This is a genomic window from Desulfarculaceae bacterium (assembly GCA_020444545.1).
Taxonomy (GTDB): domain Bacteria; phylum Desulfobacterota; class Desulfarculia; order Desulfarculales; family Desulfarculaceae; genus Desulfoferula.
On the sequence record JAHLKT010000010.1, the window covers coordinates 1 to 15,347 of the forward strand.

16 protein-coding genes are annotated in these 15,347 nt (G+C 66.0%); 15 read left to right on the top strand and 1 reads right to left on the bottom strand.

The annotated features are described in order from the left end of the window. The first annotated feature begins 164 nt into the window (after positions 1–164). From KQH53_20120 to KQH53_20155, 8 genes are read left to right on the top strand one after another with little or no spacing between them, the layout of a single operon-like run. A complete protein-coding gene (locus KQH53_20120; GenBank protein ID MCB2228992.1) occupies positions 165–2,066 on the top strand; it encodes a TRAP transporter permease in 1,902 nt (633 codons plus the stop codon). Between the two features lie 16 nt (positions 2,067–2,082). After that, on the top strand, positions 2,083–2,865 hold the full coding sequence (locus KQH53_20125) for a creatininase family protein (GenBank protein MCB2228993.1): 783 nt from the start codon (positions 2,083–2,085) through the stop codon (positions 2,863–2,865). A gap of 23 nt (positions 2,866–2,888) precedes the next feature. After that, positions 2,889–4,271 (top strand): MmgE/PrpD family protein, encoded by a 1,383-nt coding sequence (locus tag KQH53_20130; GenBank protein MCB2228994.1) that lies wholly within the window; start codon positions 2,889–2,891, stop codon positions 4,269–4,271. 3 nt (positions 4,272–4,274) lie between these two features. After that, positions 4,275–4,973 carry a class I SAM-dependent methyltransferase gene (locus tag KQH53_20135; GenBank protein ID MCB2228995.1) on the top strand — a complete coding sequence of 233 codons (699 nt, stop codon included), beginning with the start codon at positions 4,275–4,277 and terminating at the stop codon, positions 4,971–4,973. Positions 4,974–4,984: 11 nt separating this feature from the next. Further along, positions 4,985–6,397 (top strand): FAD-binding oxidoreductase, encoded by a 1,413-nt coding sequence (locus KQH53_20140; protein ID MCB2228996.1) that lies wholly within the window; start codon positions 4,985–4,987, stop codon positions 6,395–6,397. After that, positions 6,394–6,732 (top strand): (Fe-S)-binding protein, encoded by a 339-nt coding sequence (locus tag KQH53_20145; GenBank protein ID MCB2228997.1) that lies wholly within the window; start codon positions 6,394–6,396, stop codon positions 6,730–6,732. The genes KQH53_20140 and KQH53_20145 overlap by 4 nt, the downstream gene beginning before the upstream one ends. Continuing rightward, positions 6,722–7,729, top strand: a complete 1,008-nt coding sequence (locus tag KQH53_20150) for a (Fe-S)-binding protein (GenBank protein ID MCB2228998.1) — start codon at positions 6,722–6,724, stop codon at positions 7,727–7,729. Before KQH53_20145 ends, KQH53_20150 begins: the two co-directional genes overlap by 11 nt. A gap of 21 nt (positions 7,730–7,750) precedes the next feature. Next, entirely contained in the window at positions 7,751–8,797 is a 1,047-nt protein-coding gene (locus KQH53_20155) for a hypothetical protein (GenBank protein ID MCB2228999.1), read from the top strand. A gap of 22 nt (positions 8,798–8,819) precedes the next feature. Here the strand turns inward: KQH53_20155 and KQH53_20160 are convergent, their stop codons facing one another. Continuing rightward, complete coding sequence (locus tag KQH53_20160) at positions 8,820–10,223, bottom strand: sigma 54-interacting transcriptional regulator (GenBank protein MCB2229000.1); 1,404 nt, start codon at positions 10,221–10,223, stop codon at positions 8,820–8,822. A 186-nt stretch (positions 10,224–10,409) separates the two neighbouring features. On the opposite strand from KQH53_20160, the gene KQH53_20165 reads away from it, so the two are divergent. Genes KQH53_20165 through KQH53_20195 form a run of 7 tightly spaced genes read left to right on the top strand, consistent with a single transcriptional unit; the run spans position 10,410 to position 15,344 of the window. Beyond that, on the top strand, positions 10,410–10,685 hold the full coding sequence (locus KQH53_20165) for a sulfurtransferase TusA family protein (protein ID MCB2229001.1): 276 nt from the start codon (positions 10,410–10,412) through the stop codon (positions 10,683–10,685). An 18-nt stretch (positions 10,686–10,703) separates the two neighbouring features. Continuing rightward, positions 10,704–10,958 carry a sulfurtransferase TusA family protein gene (locus KQH53_20170; protein ID MCB2229002.1) on the top strand — a complete coding sequence of 85 codons (255 nt, stop codon included), beginning with the start codon at positions 10,704–10,706 and terminating at the stop codon, positions 10,956–10,958. 5 nt (positions 10,959–10,963) lie between these two features. Next, on the top strand, positions 10,964–11,386 hold the full coding sequence (locus KQH53_20175; protein ID MCB2229003.1) for a hydrogenase iron-sulfur subunit: 423 nt from the start codon (positions 10,964–10,966) through the stop codon (positions 11,384–11,386). Between the two features lie 33 nt (positions 11,387–11,419). After that, positions 11,420–12,718: an FAD-dependent oxidoreductase gene (locus KQH53_20180; GenBank protein ID MCB2229004.1), complete on the top strand. Its 1,299-nt coding sequence runs from the start codon at positions 11,420–11,422 to the stop codon at positions 12,716–12,718. Positions 12,719–12,736: 18 nt separating this feature from the next. Beyond that, on the top strand, positions 12,737–14,632 hold the full coding sequence (locus KQH53_20185) for a CoB--CoM heterodisulfide reductase iron-sulfur subunit A family protein (GenBank protein MCB2229005.1): 1,896 nt from the start codon (positions 12,737–12,739) through the stop codon (positions 14,630–14,632). A gap of 2 nt (positions 14,633–14,634) precedes the next feature. Then, on the top strand, positions 14,635–14,928 hold the full coding sequence (locus KQH53_20190; GenBank protein MCB2229006.1) for a FaeA/PapI family transcriptional regulator: 294 nt from the start codon (positions 14,635–14,637) through the stop codon (positions 14,926–14,928). Between the two features lie 44 nt (positions 14,929–14,972). After that, positions 14,973–15,344 (top strand): DsrE family protein, encoded by a 372-nt coding sequence (locus KQH53_20195; GenBank protein MCB2229007.1) that lies wholly within the window; start codon positions 14,973–14,975, stop codon positions 15,342–15,344. Positions 15,345–15,347 lie beyond the last annotated feature (3 nt).

Genomic DNA, 15,347 nt, shown 5'->3' on the forward strand with positions numbered 1-15,347 from the left:
GAACCGAGGCCCTCAACAAAAAAGCCCTCGCCGCCGGCGTGAAGCTGGCCAAGGATTTCGTTCCCCTTTCGCCGTTCGGCGCGGGTGGGGAAATGGAAATGGAAGACATTTAAGAGCACGAAGTTCGACCAGCTATGAGACTCTCCGGCTAAAAGGTATTTGCCATGGCAGCAGAAGCCAAACTGAAAATCGAAAAACCCAAGAGCCCCCCGTTCCCCATGCTCATCCGGATCATCGCCGTGGCCATGAGCGTGTTCCAGCTCTACACGGGTGTGTTCCAGATGACCGCCATGAACCAGCGGGTGACTCACGTCACCTTCGGCCTGGTCCTGATCTTTTTGATCTACGGCTGGAAGCACGAAAAGAAGCTCAAGATTTCCTGGGACGGCTATCTGCTGGCGGGAGGCGTGCTGGCCCTGGGCGTATACGTGCTCTGCACCTGGTTCACCAAGGTGGGCAACATGGGCATGAGCCCGCCGTTCTACCAGCTGGTGCTGGGCGCCATCTTCATCCTGTTGTGCATGGAGGCCTCGCGGCGCACCCTGGGCTGGGTCTTCCCCATCATCGCCGCGGTGTCCATGCTCTACGCCCGCTTCGGCGAGATAATGCCCGACATCATCGCCCATAAGAACTACCCCCTCGAGCGGCTGATCGACAGCATGTTCATCACCACCGAGGGCATCTACGGCATGCTGGCGGGCATCTCGGCCACCTACATCTTCCTGTTCATCCTCTTCGGGGCCATGCTGCGCGAGGCTGGAGGCGGCGAGTTTTTTATCAACCTCTCTTTCAGCGTCTTCGGCCACGTGCGGGGTGGACCGGCCAAGATCGCGGTGGTAGCCAGCTCCCTGTTCGGCATGCTCTCGGGCAGCGGCACGGCCAACGTGGCCGGCACCGGCCAGATCACCATCCCTCTTATGAAGAAGAACGGCTACTCCGGCACCTTCGCCGGGGCGGTGGAAGCGGTGTCCAGCGCCGGCGGCCTTTTGATGCCGCCCATCATGGGCAGCGCGGTGTTCATCATCATGGAGATATTGGGGGTCAACTATCTCACCATCATGAAGGCGGCGGGGCTCTCGGCCTTGCTCTACTACACCGGCCTGTTCCTGATGATCGACGTGGAGGCGCAGAAGCGGGGCATGACCGGCATGCCCAAGAGCGAGCTGCCCAGCTTCAAGCAGACCATCAAGGAAGGCTGGTTCTTCCTCATCCCCATCGCGGTGCTGATCTTCTTCCTGGCCTACTCCAAGGTCTCGGTGACCCGGGCCGCCTTCTGGGCCACCATCGCCGTGCCCCTGTGCACCATCCTGGGGGGCAAGGCGCGCATGATGACCCCGCGTCAGGTGCTGCTGGGCCTGCAAAACGGGGCGCTCACCGCCCTGCCCGTGGTGGCCATCCTGGCCTTGGGCGGCGTGGTGCTGGGCATGATCACCCTCACCGGCCTGGGGCTGATGATGTCCTCCATGCTCATCGACCTCTCGGGCGGCAACCTGCTGGTGCTCTTGTTCCTCACCATGATCGCCTCGTTCATCCTGGGCATGGGGGTGCCTCCGGTGGCCGCCTACATTGTGCTGGCTATCCTGGTGGTGCCCGCCCTGATCAACATGGGGGTCTATCCCCTGGCCGCCCACCTGTTCGTGTTCTACTTCGCCACCATGGCGGGGATCACACCACCAATGGCGCCAGACGCCTTCGTTGCGGCGGGCATATCCGGGGCGCCCATGATGCGCACCGCTTTCACCGCCTGCCGCCTGGCCCTGGTCATCTTCCTGATCCCCTACATGTTCGTGTACAACAACGCGCTGTTGTTGGTGGGCGATTGGACCAAGATCGTCCAGGTGTGCTTCACCGCCTTCATCGGGGTGCTGGGCCTGGCCTACGCGGTGCAGAACTACCTCTTCGGCAAGCTGAACTTCATCTACCGCATTCTCCTGTTCGTGGGCAGCGCCATGCTCATCTACCCCAGTTGGATAACCGACATCGCCGGCGGCTGCATAGTGGTGGGCATCTACCTCCTGCGCTCTCCCAAGATGCGGTCCATGCTCTTCTCGCAGCAGCGGGCCTAGGAAAGGAGCGGGCGTCATGGCCGAGAAGTCGTACTTGATGGACATGACCTGGCAGGAGGTCGCGGCGGCGATTACGCCCCAGACGGTGGTGGTGGTGCCCCTGGGCTCGGCCGAGTTGGAAGGCACCCATCTGCCGGTGGGGGTGGACACCATTGCCGCCGACGGCGTGGCCGCGCGCCTGGCGGGCCTGGACAACGTGATCATCGGGCCCACCCTGCCCATCGGCTACTCCAAGTGGTTCCTGCCCTACCCGGGTACCATCTCCCTGGAGCAGGAGACCCTGATCCGGGTGCTGGAGGACTACGCCCGCAGCCTGGAGCGCCACGGAGTGCAGCGCCTGGTGTTTTTGAACTCGCACAAGGGCAACAACGCGGCCGTGGAAACGGTGGCCCACACCCTGGTGGACGAGTTCGACATGAAGGTGGGGATGCTCAACGTCTGGCAGCTGGCCGGTCAGCTAACCGCGAAGACCGAGCTGGTGGTCGAGGGCGGCTTCCGGCACGGCGGGGAGATCATGGCCTCGCTGATGCTGGCTCTCCGGCCCGAGACGGTGGTCAAAGGCGAGATGCGGCCCGATGCGGTCAAGCAGGACGCGGCCTCTGCCTTCACTTTCAAAAATTCGCTGGGCGACGCGGAGTTCGAGGGCGCGGTGCAGACGGTGTTCCGCGACATCCGCGACGTGACCGACACCGGCACCATGGGCGACCCCAGCGCGGGCAGCGCACAGCGGGGCGAGGCCATCCTGGACCTGGTGGCCGGCTACGCCAAGCGCTATTTGGCCGAGTTCAGCAAACTATAGATTATGCTTCGGGGAGAAGAGACGTGAGCGACCAAAGCGGGGCGAGCCTGACCGAGGCCTTGATCGATTTTTGCGCGGACACCGGCTGGGAGCAGGTGCCCACCGAGGCCCGGGAGTATGCCAAGCTGTTGATCATGGACACCCTGGGCGTGGCCCTGCCCGGCCGCCTGGCCCCGGGCTGCCCCGGCGTGGCCGAGCTGGCCGGGCGCTGGGGCGGGGAGCCGCTGTCCAGCCTGCTTTTCTCCGGGCGCAAGATTTCGCCGCCCCTGGCCGCCCTGGCCAACAGCACCATGATGCACGCCCTGGATTTTGACGACACCCTGGACGCCTCGGCCCTGCACTGCATGGTTTCGGTGCTGCCCGCCGCCCTGGCCGTGGCCGAGGCCGAAGGCCCCATCGACGGCCAACGCTTCATCACCGCCATCGCCCTGGGCGTGGACATGATTTGCCGCCTGAGCCTGGCTATCAACACTCCTCTCTCCTGGATACGCACCGCTACCTGCGGCTCTTTTGGCGCGGCCACCACGGCGGCCAAACTCCTGGGCCTGGACCGGGACGGCCTGGCCAATGCCCTGGGCGTGGTCTACGCCATGACCTCGGGCAACGCCCAGGGGCTCATCGAGGGGCGCCTGGTAAAGCGGATGCAGCCCGCCTTCGCGGCCCAGGCCGGAGTGGAGGCCGCCTATCTGGCCCAGGCGGGCATTACCGGCAGCCGCGACTTTCTGGAAGGCCCCTACGGCTTCTACAACCTCTACGAAAAGGGGCGCTACGACCCGGCCCCGGTGCTGGAGGGCCTGGGCAGCCGTTTCATGATCAGCGAACTGAGCCTCAAGCCCTATCCCTGTTGCCGCATGACCCATTCTGCCATCGGCGCGGCCCTGGAGCTGGAGCCCCTGCTGGAGGGCAGGGCGGGGGAGATCACATCCATCGCGGTGAGCGCCTCCAGCATGGTGGCCGAGATGGTGGGCAAGCCCCTGGTGCTGGGCGACAACCCCCAGGTGGACGCCCAGTTCAGCATCCCCTATACCGTGAGCGCCGCTTTGCTCAGGGGCGACGTGTTCCTGGGCGACTTCGAGGTGGATAGCATCAACGACCCCGCCGTGCTGGAGCTGGCCGCCAAGGTGAAGGTCACCGCCGATCCCATTGTGCCGGCCAAGGACCTGATGCGCGCGGCGCTCAGCGTTCAACTGAAAGGCGGCGAGAGCTTGGAGAGCCTGGTGGAGGCGCCTTTGGGCAACCCGGCCAAGCCCATGGACCTGGCCCTCTGCAAGGAAAAGTTCGCCAAGTGCCTGGCCTACAGCGGCCTGGCCATGAGTGGGGAGCAGAGCGAGGCCTTGCTCGCATTTATCGAAGGCCTGGACCAGGCCCCGGACGCCGGGGCCATGGCCGGGATGCTGGGGGCCTGAGCCGTGGCCGCCCTGCACCAGGTATTCGACCAGGCGGCGGCGGGCTACGACGCCCTGCGTTCCCGGGTGATCCCCTGCTTTCAGGATTTTTATGGAACCATTGCCCGCCTGGTGCCCGGCGGCTCTGAAAGGGAGCCCGCCGTATTGGACCTGGGCGCGGGCACCGGCCTGGTGAGCGCGGTGGTAAAGGCCGCCAGGCCGGGCTGCCGCATCCTGGCCGTGGACGAGTCGGCGGGCATGTTGCAGCGCCTGGAAGAGCGCTTCGCGGGCGACGAGCAGGTTAGCACCATGGTCCTGGACTATGGCACCGGCATCCTGCCCGGCGGCTGGGACCTGATCGTATCGGCCCTGTCCATCCACCACCTGGACGACCCAAGCAAAAAACGGCTCTTCGCGCGGCTCTTCGACCGCCTCGAGCCGGGCGGCTGGTTCATCAACGCGGACCTGGTGCAGGGCTCTTCCCAGGAGGTGGAGCGCGGCTACCAAGAGGCCTGGCGCGAGCACCTGGAGGCCAGCGGAATCCCGCGCGAGGAGCTGGACGAGATTTATCAACGCATGACCTACGACCGCACCGCTTCTCTGGAGGCCCAGCTGATCTGGCTGCGGGGCTGCGGCTTCGTGGATGTGGACTGTCACTACAAGTACAACAACTTCGCGGTGTACGCCGGGCGCCGTCCCGGCGGGCCGCAAGCGGCGCATTAGGCGGTAAACAGATGGCCCTGAGCGGGAAAAAGATAAAGAAGGACCTGGCCGAGTTTTTGGGCGAGAAGTACGTCTTCGACGACGCGCCCACCAACCTGGTCTACGCCAAGGACGTGATGCCCTACGACCTGGAGGAGCGCAACCTGCCCTACGCGGTGGCCCGCCCGGCCGACGCGGCCCAGATCGGCCAGGTGCTGATCTACGCCAATAAACATAAGATCCCGGTGCACATCCACGGCTCGGGCACCTCCCTGGTGGGCCTGGCCCGGCCCAAGGCGCGGGGCATCGTTCTGGACACCGCCCGCTTGCAGAGCATGGAGGTGTTTCCCGAGCGCTCCTATTTCGAGGCCGGGGCCGGGGTGCATTTGGCCAAGGTGCGCGCGGCCATCGCCCCTTACAAGGCCATGCTGCCCATCTTCCCGGGCAGCGAGCTGGTGGCCACCATCGGCGGGAGCATTTCGGTTAACACCAGCGCCCACGGGGTGGACTGCGCCCTGGGCAAGCCGGGCGACTACGTCTTGGGCCTGGAGGTGGTCCTGCCCACCGGCGAGGTGATCCAGACCGGCACCGAGAGCCTGCGCCGCCCGGCCGGGGTGGAGCTGACCAAGGTCATGGTGGGCTGCGAGGGGCTCTTGGGGGTGATCACCAAGGTGCGTATGCGTCTGCTGCCCCAGCCCTGCACCGCCAACATCGTGGCCTACTACGACAAGACCGAGGATATCCTGGCCACGGTGATGGAGATGTACCGCCAGGGCATCAGCCCGCCCATGTTCTTCGAATACCTTGACGAGACCTCCTCCAAGATCGGTTTCGAGGCGGTGGGCCTGGAGCCGCCCAGCGGCGCGGTGGCCATGATGTGTTTGCACGCGGACAACCCCGAGGGCTGCCGGGCCAAGGCGGAGCACTTTTTGAACTTCGTGGAAAAGAGCAACCCGCGCTCGGCCGAGATAACCGACGACCCGGTGCGCTGGGGCAAGGTGTGGAGCTCGCGGGCCGAAGCGGGCAACTACGTCTACCGCCAAGGCTCCACCTTCGGCTCCGAGGTGACCCCGCGAGTGGACAAGCTCTTGGACGCCTTCCAGGAGACGCGCCATTTCATCGAGCACCTGGAAGCCTACCCCAACCCGCAGTTCATCTCCTTCGGGCACATCGGCGCGCCCACCCTGCATGGCTACGCCTTCTGGCCCACCAAGGACATCCCCAGCGAGGCCAAGAAGGCCATCACCTTGGAGGTGCGGGCCAAGTCCGAGGCCATCAACGCCAAGTACGGCGGATGCGGAGGGGAGTGGGGCCTCACCGCCCAGCGGGCCGATTTCCTCAAGCTGCGCTACGGGCCGGAGTATTACCAGGCCCTGGTGAACCTGAAGAAGGCCTTTGACCCCAACAACATCTTGAACCGCGGCAATTTAGAGGGATGGTTGTGAAACTGAGCCCCGACCCCAAAAAGGCGCTGCTCACCGAGCTGAACAAATGCCGGGCCTGCCGCTTTTGCGTGGACGTGTGCCCGACTTATCAGGTCAGCGGTGGGCTGGAGGCCTTGTCCTCCTTTGGGCGCATCCAGATAATCCGTCACCTGCTCACCGGGATGCTGGAGCTGGACGACTCCTTGAGCTACGCCCTGTACTCCTGCTTGCAGTGCCGACGCTGCGAGAACACCTGCAAGGCCAAAGGCCAGGCCCTGGACATCTGCCAGATCATCCAGCAGGCCCGGGCCTACCTGGCCCCGGACTACGCCAAGGAGGTGGCCGATGGCGTCTAACACCCGCCGGGTCATCTCCCAGGCCCTGAGCACCCTGCAACGCAACACCCTGAGCACCGGCGATCCCCTGGGCTTCAACCAGGTCTACTGGACCGACTGGTCCCAGGGCCTAAGCCTGCCCAAGGACGGCTCGCCCTGCATGTACACCGGCCGCATGTATCAGATGCTGCCCTACGCCGGACAGGCGGCCAAGCTGGCCAACCGCTACCAGGGCCTCCTGGCCTGCCCGGGCATGAGCCAGATAATGAGCTGGGGCAACCGGGTGGCCGGGGAAAAGACCATCCGCCGCATGGCGGGCACCGGCGGCGAGATCGCCACGCGGGCCCAGAGCGCCCTACGCGGCATCTCGGCGGGGCTCAGGGCCATTGGCCTGGAGCCGGGCTACCTCTACGACGCCGAGCCCTACAGCGGGGTGCTCCTGCACGAGCTGGGGGCGGACCCCGGCGCGCGCACCCAAGCGGGCCGCCTGGGCGCCTTGTTCCAGAGCAAGGGCGTGAGCGAGGTGGTGGCCGTGGACCCGCACACCGTGCATTTTTTGCGCGACGACTTCCCCGAGGTGCTGGAAGGCGCGGGGGTGAAGCTCAGCCATTACCTGGAGCTCCTGGCCTCGGAGGCCGAGCGCCTGGCTCCCAAGACCGCGCTGCCCATGAAGGAGGTCGTGGTTCACGACTCCTGCGTCATGGCCCGTCACCTGGGCATCGTGGAGCAGACCCGCCAGGTCGCCGAGGCCCTGGGTCTGAGGGTGATCGAGCCGCCCAACCACGGCCAGGACACGGCCTGCTGCGGCGGGCCCATTGAATATGGTTTCGAGGAGCTCTGCGCCGAGGTGTCGCTGATGCGGGCCCGCGAGCTGGCCGGGGCGGGCAGCCAGGTGATGGTTACCTGCCCCATCTGCCTGCTCAATCTATCGCGCCACGAGCGCGAGGCGGGCCTCCGGGTATGGGACCTGGGCGAGTTGTTGGATCTGGCCTTGGGCGGCGGCAAAGACGCCGCGTAACCGAACAGCTTAGAGGAAATCATGGACAGCCAAGAGCGCGTGGACTGCCTTTTCAAGGGGCGCCGTACGGATCGGGTGGGGCTGCACGCCCTGAGCAACGCCTTTAACAGCGTGAACGCGGGCTACGAAGCCAGCATCGCCTACACCGATGCGGCCAAGGGTTTCGAGGCCATGTACTGGACCTACCAGCAGTACGACTGGGACCTATACATCCAGTATTGCCTGCATTCGGTGACCGCGGTCATGGACTTCGGCGGCAAGGTGCGCATGCCCAAGGGGCCCTACGAGGGGGCCCTGGTGGTGGAGGAGCACCCCATGGCCGGGCCGGGCGACTACGACAAGCTGAGCCTGCCCGACCCGCGCACGGCGGGGCGCATCCCCCAGGCCCTGGACTATGCCCGCTTGCAGCACGCCCACGGCCTGCCCGCCACTTTCTTCAGCCGCTCGCCCTTCACCTTCGCGGCCAACTTCGTGGGCCTGGAGACCTTTGCCAAGTGGCTGTTCAAGGAAAAGGCGCTTTGCTTCCAGCTCATGGACCTGGCCCTGGAGCACATGATCCGGGTGTTGGGGGTGTGGGTGGAGGAGTTCGGGGCGGACAACGTGTGGCTGTGGATCAGCTCTCCCAGCGAGTCCAACCAGATCCTCTCGCCGCGCTTCTTCGAGCAGTTCGCGCTGCCCTACCACGCCAAGCTGCACGAGCAGGTCAAGGAGCTAGGCGTCAAGCGCTTCGGGTTCCACATCTGCGGCGACCAGAACAAGAACTTGCCCGCCCTGGCCGAGGCCGCGCCCTGGCCCCACCCCTCGCTGCTCAGCTTCGGGCACGAGGTGGACCTGGAGCTGGCCGCCCACTACTTCCCCCGCGACATCATTTATGGCAACATCGAGCCGTCCTACATCCAGACCGCCACGCCCCAGGCGGTGTACGACCTGGCCAAGGAGACGCTGCTCAAGGGCAAGCGCCTGGACAACGGCTTTGTGTTGGGCACCGGCTGCGGCCTGCCCTGCACCGCGCCCGCGGCCAAGGTCTTCGCGGTGACCAAGGCGGTGCGCGACCACGGGAGCTATTAGGAGCGGGGAGTAGGGCGGGGGGCTATTTGAAGCGGCTCTCCGCCTGGATGCCCAGGGCCTTCATCTTCTTCCACAGCGTCACCCGGCTAATGCCCAGGAGGCTCGCAGCCTCCTCGCGGCGGCCCTCGCTCTGGCGCAGGGCCGCGATGATGCGCTCGCGCTCTTCGTCCTCTTTGCCGCCCGCCCGGGACGGGGCGGTCTTGGCGGCCGGGTCCAAGGCCGGAGCCTCGCCGTGCAGGGTCTCGGGCAGATGCTCTGGCAGGATGATCCCACCGGGGCAGAGCACCACCGCGTACTCCAGGGCGTTGATCAACTCGCGCACATTGCCCGGCCAGGCATAGGCCATCATCAAATCCATGGCCCGCTTGTCCAGGCCGTGAATCTCCTTGCCGCTGCGTTGCAGTATGCGCTTGAGCAGGGTCTCCACCAACAGGGGCACGTCCTGACGGCGCTCGCGCAGGGCCGGGGTGTGGATGGGCACCACCGCCACTCTATAGTAAAGATCCTCGCGGAAGCGGCCCTGGGCCACCAGCTCACGCAAGTCGCGGTGGGTGGCCGAGATGATGCGCACGTCCACCGGGATGGGGCGCAGGTCGCCCACCCGCTCGATGACCTTCTCTTGCAGCACCCTTAGCAGCTTCACCTGGGTGGCCGGGGGTAGGTCGCCCACCTCGTCCAAAAAGAAATCGCCCCCCTTGGCCGCCTCGAAGCGGCCCATGCGGTTGGAGTCCGCTCCGGTGAAGGCGCCCTTCACGTGGCCGAAGAGCTCGCTTTCCAGCACGTTCTCGTTGAGCGCCGCGCAGTTCACCTTGATCAGCGGCCCGCCCGAGCGGCGGCCCAAGCGGTGCAGGGCCTCGGCCACCATCTCCTTGCCCGTGCCGCTCTCCCCGGTGATGAGCACCGGCGCGTCGGAATCGGCCGCGCTCTCCACCAGGCTGAACAGGCTGAGCATGGCCGGCGAGCGCCCCACCATGCCTTGGAATTCCTGGTCCAGAGCCATCTGGCGGCGCAGGCTGACCAGCTCGCGCTCCCGGGCCACCACCTCGCTGAGGTCGGTGAGCGTCTCCACCCCGCCCATGGGCTGGCCCTCGTCGCCTTGGATCACCGCCGCGTTCTTGACCACGTACAGCGGCGATCCGTCCTTTTTGCGCAGGGTGCAGCGGCAGCGCTTGATGGCCCCTTCCTTGAACAGGCCGCAGCGGGGCTCGCCTTTTTTGGTGCGCGGGTAGTCGCAGGAGTCGCACTCCAGCAGGGAGCAGGAGCGCCCCACCAGTTCGTCGGCGCTGTAGCCGGTGAGCTCCTCAAAGGCCGGGTTCACGCTGACGATGAGCCCGCCCGGGTCCACCACCATGAGCCCGTCCTGCATGGTGTTGATCACGGTGCGCCAGTATTGGTTGTACTCGTCGCCGGCTTTCAGGGGGGCCATTTTTCCCGCCATGTTCGGGTAACGAATGTTAATCAAATATTAACGCGAGTTCAGGGTTAAGTAAACTCTGGTTAAAGCGGCAACGAGCGCGAAATTTTAACTACCTAAAAACACAGCAAAACTAAGGCGGTCACTTTTTGGCACCGCTCTTGCTCCTAATGGGGCCAACCCAAGGAGGTTCGGCCCATGCCAACCAGCCCGGACAAATTCAACGTCACCGCGCGCATCGACACCCAGGGGCAGAGCGCCGCCTGGTCCATTCTCTGCGCCGAGCGGGCGGTTGAAGAACTGGAGCCGGGCCAGGTGCTGGAGGTGAGCATCAGCGACCCCCAGCTGGCCATCGACCTGCCGCGCATCCTGCATCAGCGGGGCGAGATATTGCTCTCCACCCCCCAGGAAGGCGGCGTTCGTTTGTACGTGCGGCGGAGCGCCAAAAGCGGCGGCCCGCAAAACATTGCTTGAATCCATAGGAGGAAGACCATGTCAGAGTTGCTCAGCGAAGTCCCCGAAACCGCTTCCAGTGTCGACGCGCGCGGCAGCGCCTGCCCCGGCCCCCTGCTTGAGGCCAAAAAGGCCATCGGCAGCGTGATGGTGGGCGAGGTCCTGGAAGTCATGTCCAACGACCCGGGCACCAAGGACGACATTCCCATCTGGGCCAAGAAGGTGGGCCACGAGTACCTGGGCCACGCCGAGGCCGACGGCTACGAGCGCATCTTCGTGCGCCGCCAGAAGTAAGCGCCATGGACGCCTGCGCCAAGAAGCATCCCGTCCTGATCCTGGCCACCGAGGACTGCTCCTACCCCGGAGCCAACTCGGTGGGCCAGGCCCACCAGGGCTACCCGGACAACACCTATATCATCCGGACCCCCACGCCGGCCCTGTTCCCGGAGAAGTTCTATCTGGACTGCTTCGAAAAAGGCGTCGGCGGAATCATCATCATGTCCTGCGGGGTGGAGTGTCCCTACGAGGGCGCCTATCCGGCCCTGGCCAAGCGGGTGGACCGCATCTACGCCTTGATGAAGGAAAAGGGCCTGGACATCCGGCGCCTGCGCCTGACCGCCATCTGCACGGTGTGCAACCGCGCCTTCATCAAGGAGGTGAACCAAATGAGCCAGGTGGTGGAGGAGCTGGGAGCTCCGGGCAGCGAGGCCAAGGCGGCCTGAGCGGCCGGAAAGGGTTTGTGGGAAATGGTAAGCATGGAAACTCAACAATTCGACAGCCTGGTGCTGGGCGGCGGCATAGCCGGCCTGGCCGCGGCCCTGGACCTGGCCGAGGCTGGCTACCGGGTGGCCGTGGTGGAGCGCGACGCCAGCATCGGCGGCAAGATGATCCGTTTGTCCAAGGTGTTTCCCACCCTGGACTGCGCCTCCTGCATCACCACCCCCAAGATGGCCGCCGCGGCCCACCACCCCAACATCACCCTGTTCACCCTGTGCCGCCTGGAAGGGGCCGAGCGCGCGGAAGGCAAGCTCCGGGCGCGGGTGACCCAGCTGCCCCGCTACGTGGACCCGGCCAAATGCATCGGCTGCCGCCAGTGCGAGTACGAGTGCCCGGTGATGGTGGACGACCAGGAGCAGGGCGGCTTCACCGCGCGCAAGGCTATTTACATTCCTTTCTCCAACGCCATCCCCCAGCTGGCGCTCATCGACCGTGAGCACTGCATGATGTGCGGCAAGTGTTCCTCGGTGTGCCCCACCGGCGCGGTGAATCAGCTGATGCAGGAGGAGGAGTTCGTCATCGAGGCCGAGACCATGGTGCTCTCCACCGGCTTCGAGCTGATGGAAGACTTCCCGGAGCGGGCCTACGGCGCGCCCGGCCTGGGCGACAACGTGATCTCCAGCTTGCAGATGGAGCGCCTCCTGGCCCCGCACGGGCCTTACATGCGCGTGCTTAGGCCCGGGGACGGCAAGGAGCCCGAGTCCATCGCCTTTATTCAGTGCGCGGGCAGCCGCGATCTGCAACTGGGCAAGCCCTACTGCTCGCGGGTGTGCTGCATGTACGCCATCAAGCAGGCCATGCTGCTTTCGGGCGCGCTGCCCCTGGCCGACCTGACCATCTACTACATGGACATCCGGGCCTTCGGCAAAAACTACGAGCAGTTCTACATGAACGCCAAGGCCATGGGCGTGGAGTTCGTCAAGGCCAAGCCCATCATCGCGGGCAATAACCCCGACGGCTCGGTGGTGCTGCGCTACGAGGACCAGGAGGGCGGCACCGGAGCCCAGAGCCGCGAGCACGACCTGGTGGTGATGTCCCTGGCCATGCTGCCCGCCTTCCAACCCGAGGGCATCGTGCCGGTGAGCGCGGCGGGCGACGGCTTCCTGGACGTGCCCAGCCCCAAGCTGGCCCCGACTCTGACCGAGGCGCAAGGGGTCTTCACCTGCGGCGCGGCGGCCGGCCCCAAGGACATCGTGGACAGCATCGCCGAAGCGGGCGCGGCCGCATTGGGCGCGGCCAAGTACATGGCCGCTCAGCGCGGCGGCCAAGCGGCCTAGCGGACGGGAGATAGATAGATGAGCAAGCTTAACGAAGGCCAGGAGGCTCCCAAGATCGGGGTGTATGTCTGCCACTGCGGGGGCAACATCTCCGACCACGTGGAGATCGACAAGGTGGTGGAGCAGGCGGGCGGTCTGGCCAACGTGGCCGTGGCCCGCGACAACAGCTTCATGTGCTCCGACCCCGGCCAGGAGATGATCATAGAAGACATCACCTCGGGCAAGGTGAACCGCATCGTGGTGGCCTCCTGCGCCCCGGCCCTGCACGAGGCCACCTTCCGGGGGGCCATCGCCCGGGCGGGGCTTAACCCCTACCTCTATGAGCACGCCAACATCCGGGAGCAGGTCTCCTGGGTGCACCATGGCGCGGGGGCCACGGACAAGGCCGCCGCCCTGGTGGCCGCCGCGGTGGGCAAGGCCGGCGAGCTGGAGGCCCTGGAGCCGATCCGGGTGGAGGCCGAGGCCCACGCCACGGTGATCGGCGGGGGCGTGGCCGGCCTGAGCGCGGCCCGCGACCTGGCCGCCCAGGGCCTTCGGGTGGCCCTGGTGGAAAAGAGCCCCTTCCTGGGCGGACAGGTGGCCCAGCTGGACAAGACCTTCCCCAGCAACGAGGGAGCGGGCGAGGTGCTATCCGCCCTGGCCGCGCAGGTGCTGGCCGACGAGCGCATCACGGTCTACACCTGCGCCGAGCTGGCCGAGTACTCGGGCTATGTGGGCAGCTTCAAGCTGAAGCTGAGGCGCACCCCGCCCGGCGGCGAGGCGCTGGAGCGCCTGAGCCTGGCCGCCGACGCCGCGCCGGGAGATTTCGTGCCCTTTGTGGGCGTGATCGCCGGGCCCGCGCCCGAGGCTGTCGAGGAGATGGAGTTGACCAGCGGGGCCATTGTCTTGGCCACCGGGTTCGAGCACTACACCCCGCCCCAGGGCGAGTACGCCTATGGCGAGCTGGGCGAGGTGATTACCTTGCCCGAGCTGATCCGGCTAATGGCCGACGAGAGCGCCACGGGTGAAAAGCTCGTGGTGAACGGCAAGACCGTCAACAGCCTGGCCCTGATCCACTGTGTGGGCAGCCGGCAAATTCCGGGCGTGCATGAGCCCGGCCCCAGCGGCGAGCTCAACCAGCAATGCTCCCGGGTGTGCTGCACGGCCAGCCTGCAAGCGGCCTGCGAGCTGCGGGAGCGCTTCCCCGAGACCAACGTTTTCGAGTTCTATCGCGATATCCGAACCTATGGCCGGGGGCACGAGGATTATTACCTCAATGCCAGCCGCTCCGGCGTGGTCTTCGCGCGTTTCGCGCCCGAGGCCCCTCCCCGCATCGAGGCGGGCGGCGAGGACAGCGCCCTCACCGTGACCGTGCCGGATCTGCTCTTGGCCGGCGAGGAGCTGGCCATCGGGGTGGACCTGGTGGTGCTGGCCGTGGGCATGGAACCCCGCGACAACCAGGAGCTGGTGGAAAAGATGAAGCTGCCCCTGGGCGCGGACCGCTTCCTCCTGGAGGTGCATCCCAAGCTGCGGCCCGTGGAGCTGCCCGCGGCGGGCATCTATCTGGCCGGGGCCTGCCAGGCGCCCATGGACAGCAGCGAGGCGGCCAACGCGGCCGGTGCGGCCGCGGCCAAGGCCGGGGCCATCCTCAGCGCCGGGTTCGTGGAGTTGGACCCCTTTGTGGCCGAGATCGACTCGGACAAGTGCGTGGGCTCCGGGGCCTGTATGGAAGCCTGCCTTGCCGAGGGGGCCATCGAGATGGTCGACACCCCGGCGGGCCAGCGGGCCCAAGTCAACCCGGCCCTGTGCATGGGCTGCGGGGTGTGCGTGGCCGCCTGCGAGCAGAACGCCATCGAGCTCTCCGGCTGGACCCTGGGGCAATACGAGGCCATGGTCGACGCCATCGTGGCCCAAACCGCGTCGCAAGGAGCGTGATCATGACTCCCGAAGAACGCAAGGCGGCCCTCAAGGCCCTGAAGCAAGAGCGGTCCGAGGCCATCAAGGCCAACGCGGCCCAGGCCAAGCACCAGAGAAAAGACATGGGCCTGATCCGCGAACGCCTGGCCCAAGGACCGGCCACCGCGCCCGAGATCGCCGAGGCCACCGGCCTGAGCCCCAAGCAGGCCATGTGGTATCTGGCGGCCATGCGCAAGTACGGCCAGGTAAACGAGGCCGCCAAAAGCGGCGACTTTTTCAACTATGAGCTTAGCTCCCCGGCCGAGGCTTGCTGAGGAGCTGGGCAACAAAACCGCATTAATTGGAAAGGAAACATCTCATGTCCGAGCAGACTGAAAAGATCGTCTACATCTCCACCAATGGCCCCGAGAACCCGGAGAAAGCCTCCCTGCCTTTCGTGCTGGCCAACGCGGCCATGGCCATGGAAGTGGAGGCGGTGGTGGCCTTGCAGGGCGTGGCCGTGACCCTGGCCAAGGAAGGCTGCTTGCAGCACGTCTTCGCCGCCGGGCTGCCCCCGCTCAAGGAGCTGGTGGAAAACTTCCTGGCCCAGGGCGGCCGCCTCATGGTCTGCGTGCCCTGCATCCGCGAGCGCAAGATCGACGAAGCCGACCTGATCCAGGGCGTGGAGATGATGGCCGCGGCCAAGCTGACCGCCGAGATCCTCGAAGCCAACGCCACCCTGGTCTACTAGAAC

Excerpts from the sequence above, each read along its gene's own strand:
- KQH53_20120 (MCB2228992.1), top strand. The coding sequence starts at position 165 with ATGGCAGCAGAAGCCAAACTGAAAATCGAAAAACCCAAGAGCCCCCCG.
- KQH53_20125 (MCB2228993.1), top strand. The coding sequence starts at position 2,083 with ATGGCCGAGAAGTCGTACTTGATGGACATGACCTGGCAGGAGGTCGCG.
- KQH53_20140 (MCB2228996.1), top strand. The coding sequence starts at position 4,985 with ATGGCCCTGAGCGGGAAAAAGATAAAGAAGGACCTGGCCGAGTTTTTG.
- KQH53_20150 (MCB2228998.1), top strand. The coding sequence starts at position 6,722 with ATGGCGTCTAACACCCGCCGGGTCATCTCCCAGGCCCTGAGCACCCTG.
- KQH53_20155 (MCB2228999.1), top strand. The coding sequence starts at position 7,751 with ATGGACAGCCAAGAGCGCGTGGACTGCCTTTTCAAGGGGCGCCGTACG.
- KQH53_20160 (MCB2229000.1), bottom strand. The coding sequence starts at position 10,223 with ATGGCCCCCCTGAAAGCCGGCGACGAGTACAACCAATACTGGCGCACC.
- KQH53_20165 (MCB2229001.1), top strand. The coding sequence starts at position 10,410 with ATGCCAACCAGCCCGGACAAATTCAACGTCACCGCGCGCATCGACACC.
- KQH53_20170 (MCB2229002.1), top strand. The coding sequence starts at position 10,704 with ATGTCAGAGTTGCTCAGCGAAGTCCCCGAAACCGCTTCCAGTGTCGAC.
- KQH53_20175 (MCB2229003.1), top strand. The coding sequence starts at position 10,964 with ATGGACGCCTGCGCCAAGAAGCATCCCGTCCTGATCCTGGCCACCGAG.
- KQH53_20180 (MCB2229004.1), top strand. The coding sequence starts at position 11,420 with ATGGAAACTCAACAATTCGACAGCCTGGTGCTGGGCGGCGGCATAGCC.
- KQH53_20185 (MCB2229005.1), top strand. The coding sequence starts at position 12,737 with ATGAGCAAGCTTAACGAAGGCCAGGAGGCTCCCAAGATCGGGGTGTAT.
- KQH53_20190 (MCB2229006.1), top strand. The coding sequence starts at position 14,635 with ATGACTCCCGAAGAACGCAAGGCGGCCCTCAAGGCCCTGAAGCAAGAG.
- KQH53_20195 (MCB2229007.1), top strand. The coding sequence starts at position 14,973 with ATGTCCGAGCAGACTGAAAAGATCGTCTACATCTCCACCAATGGCCCC.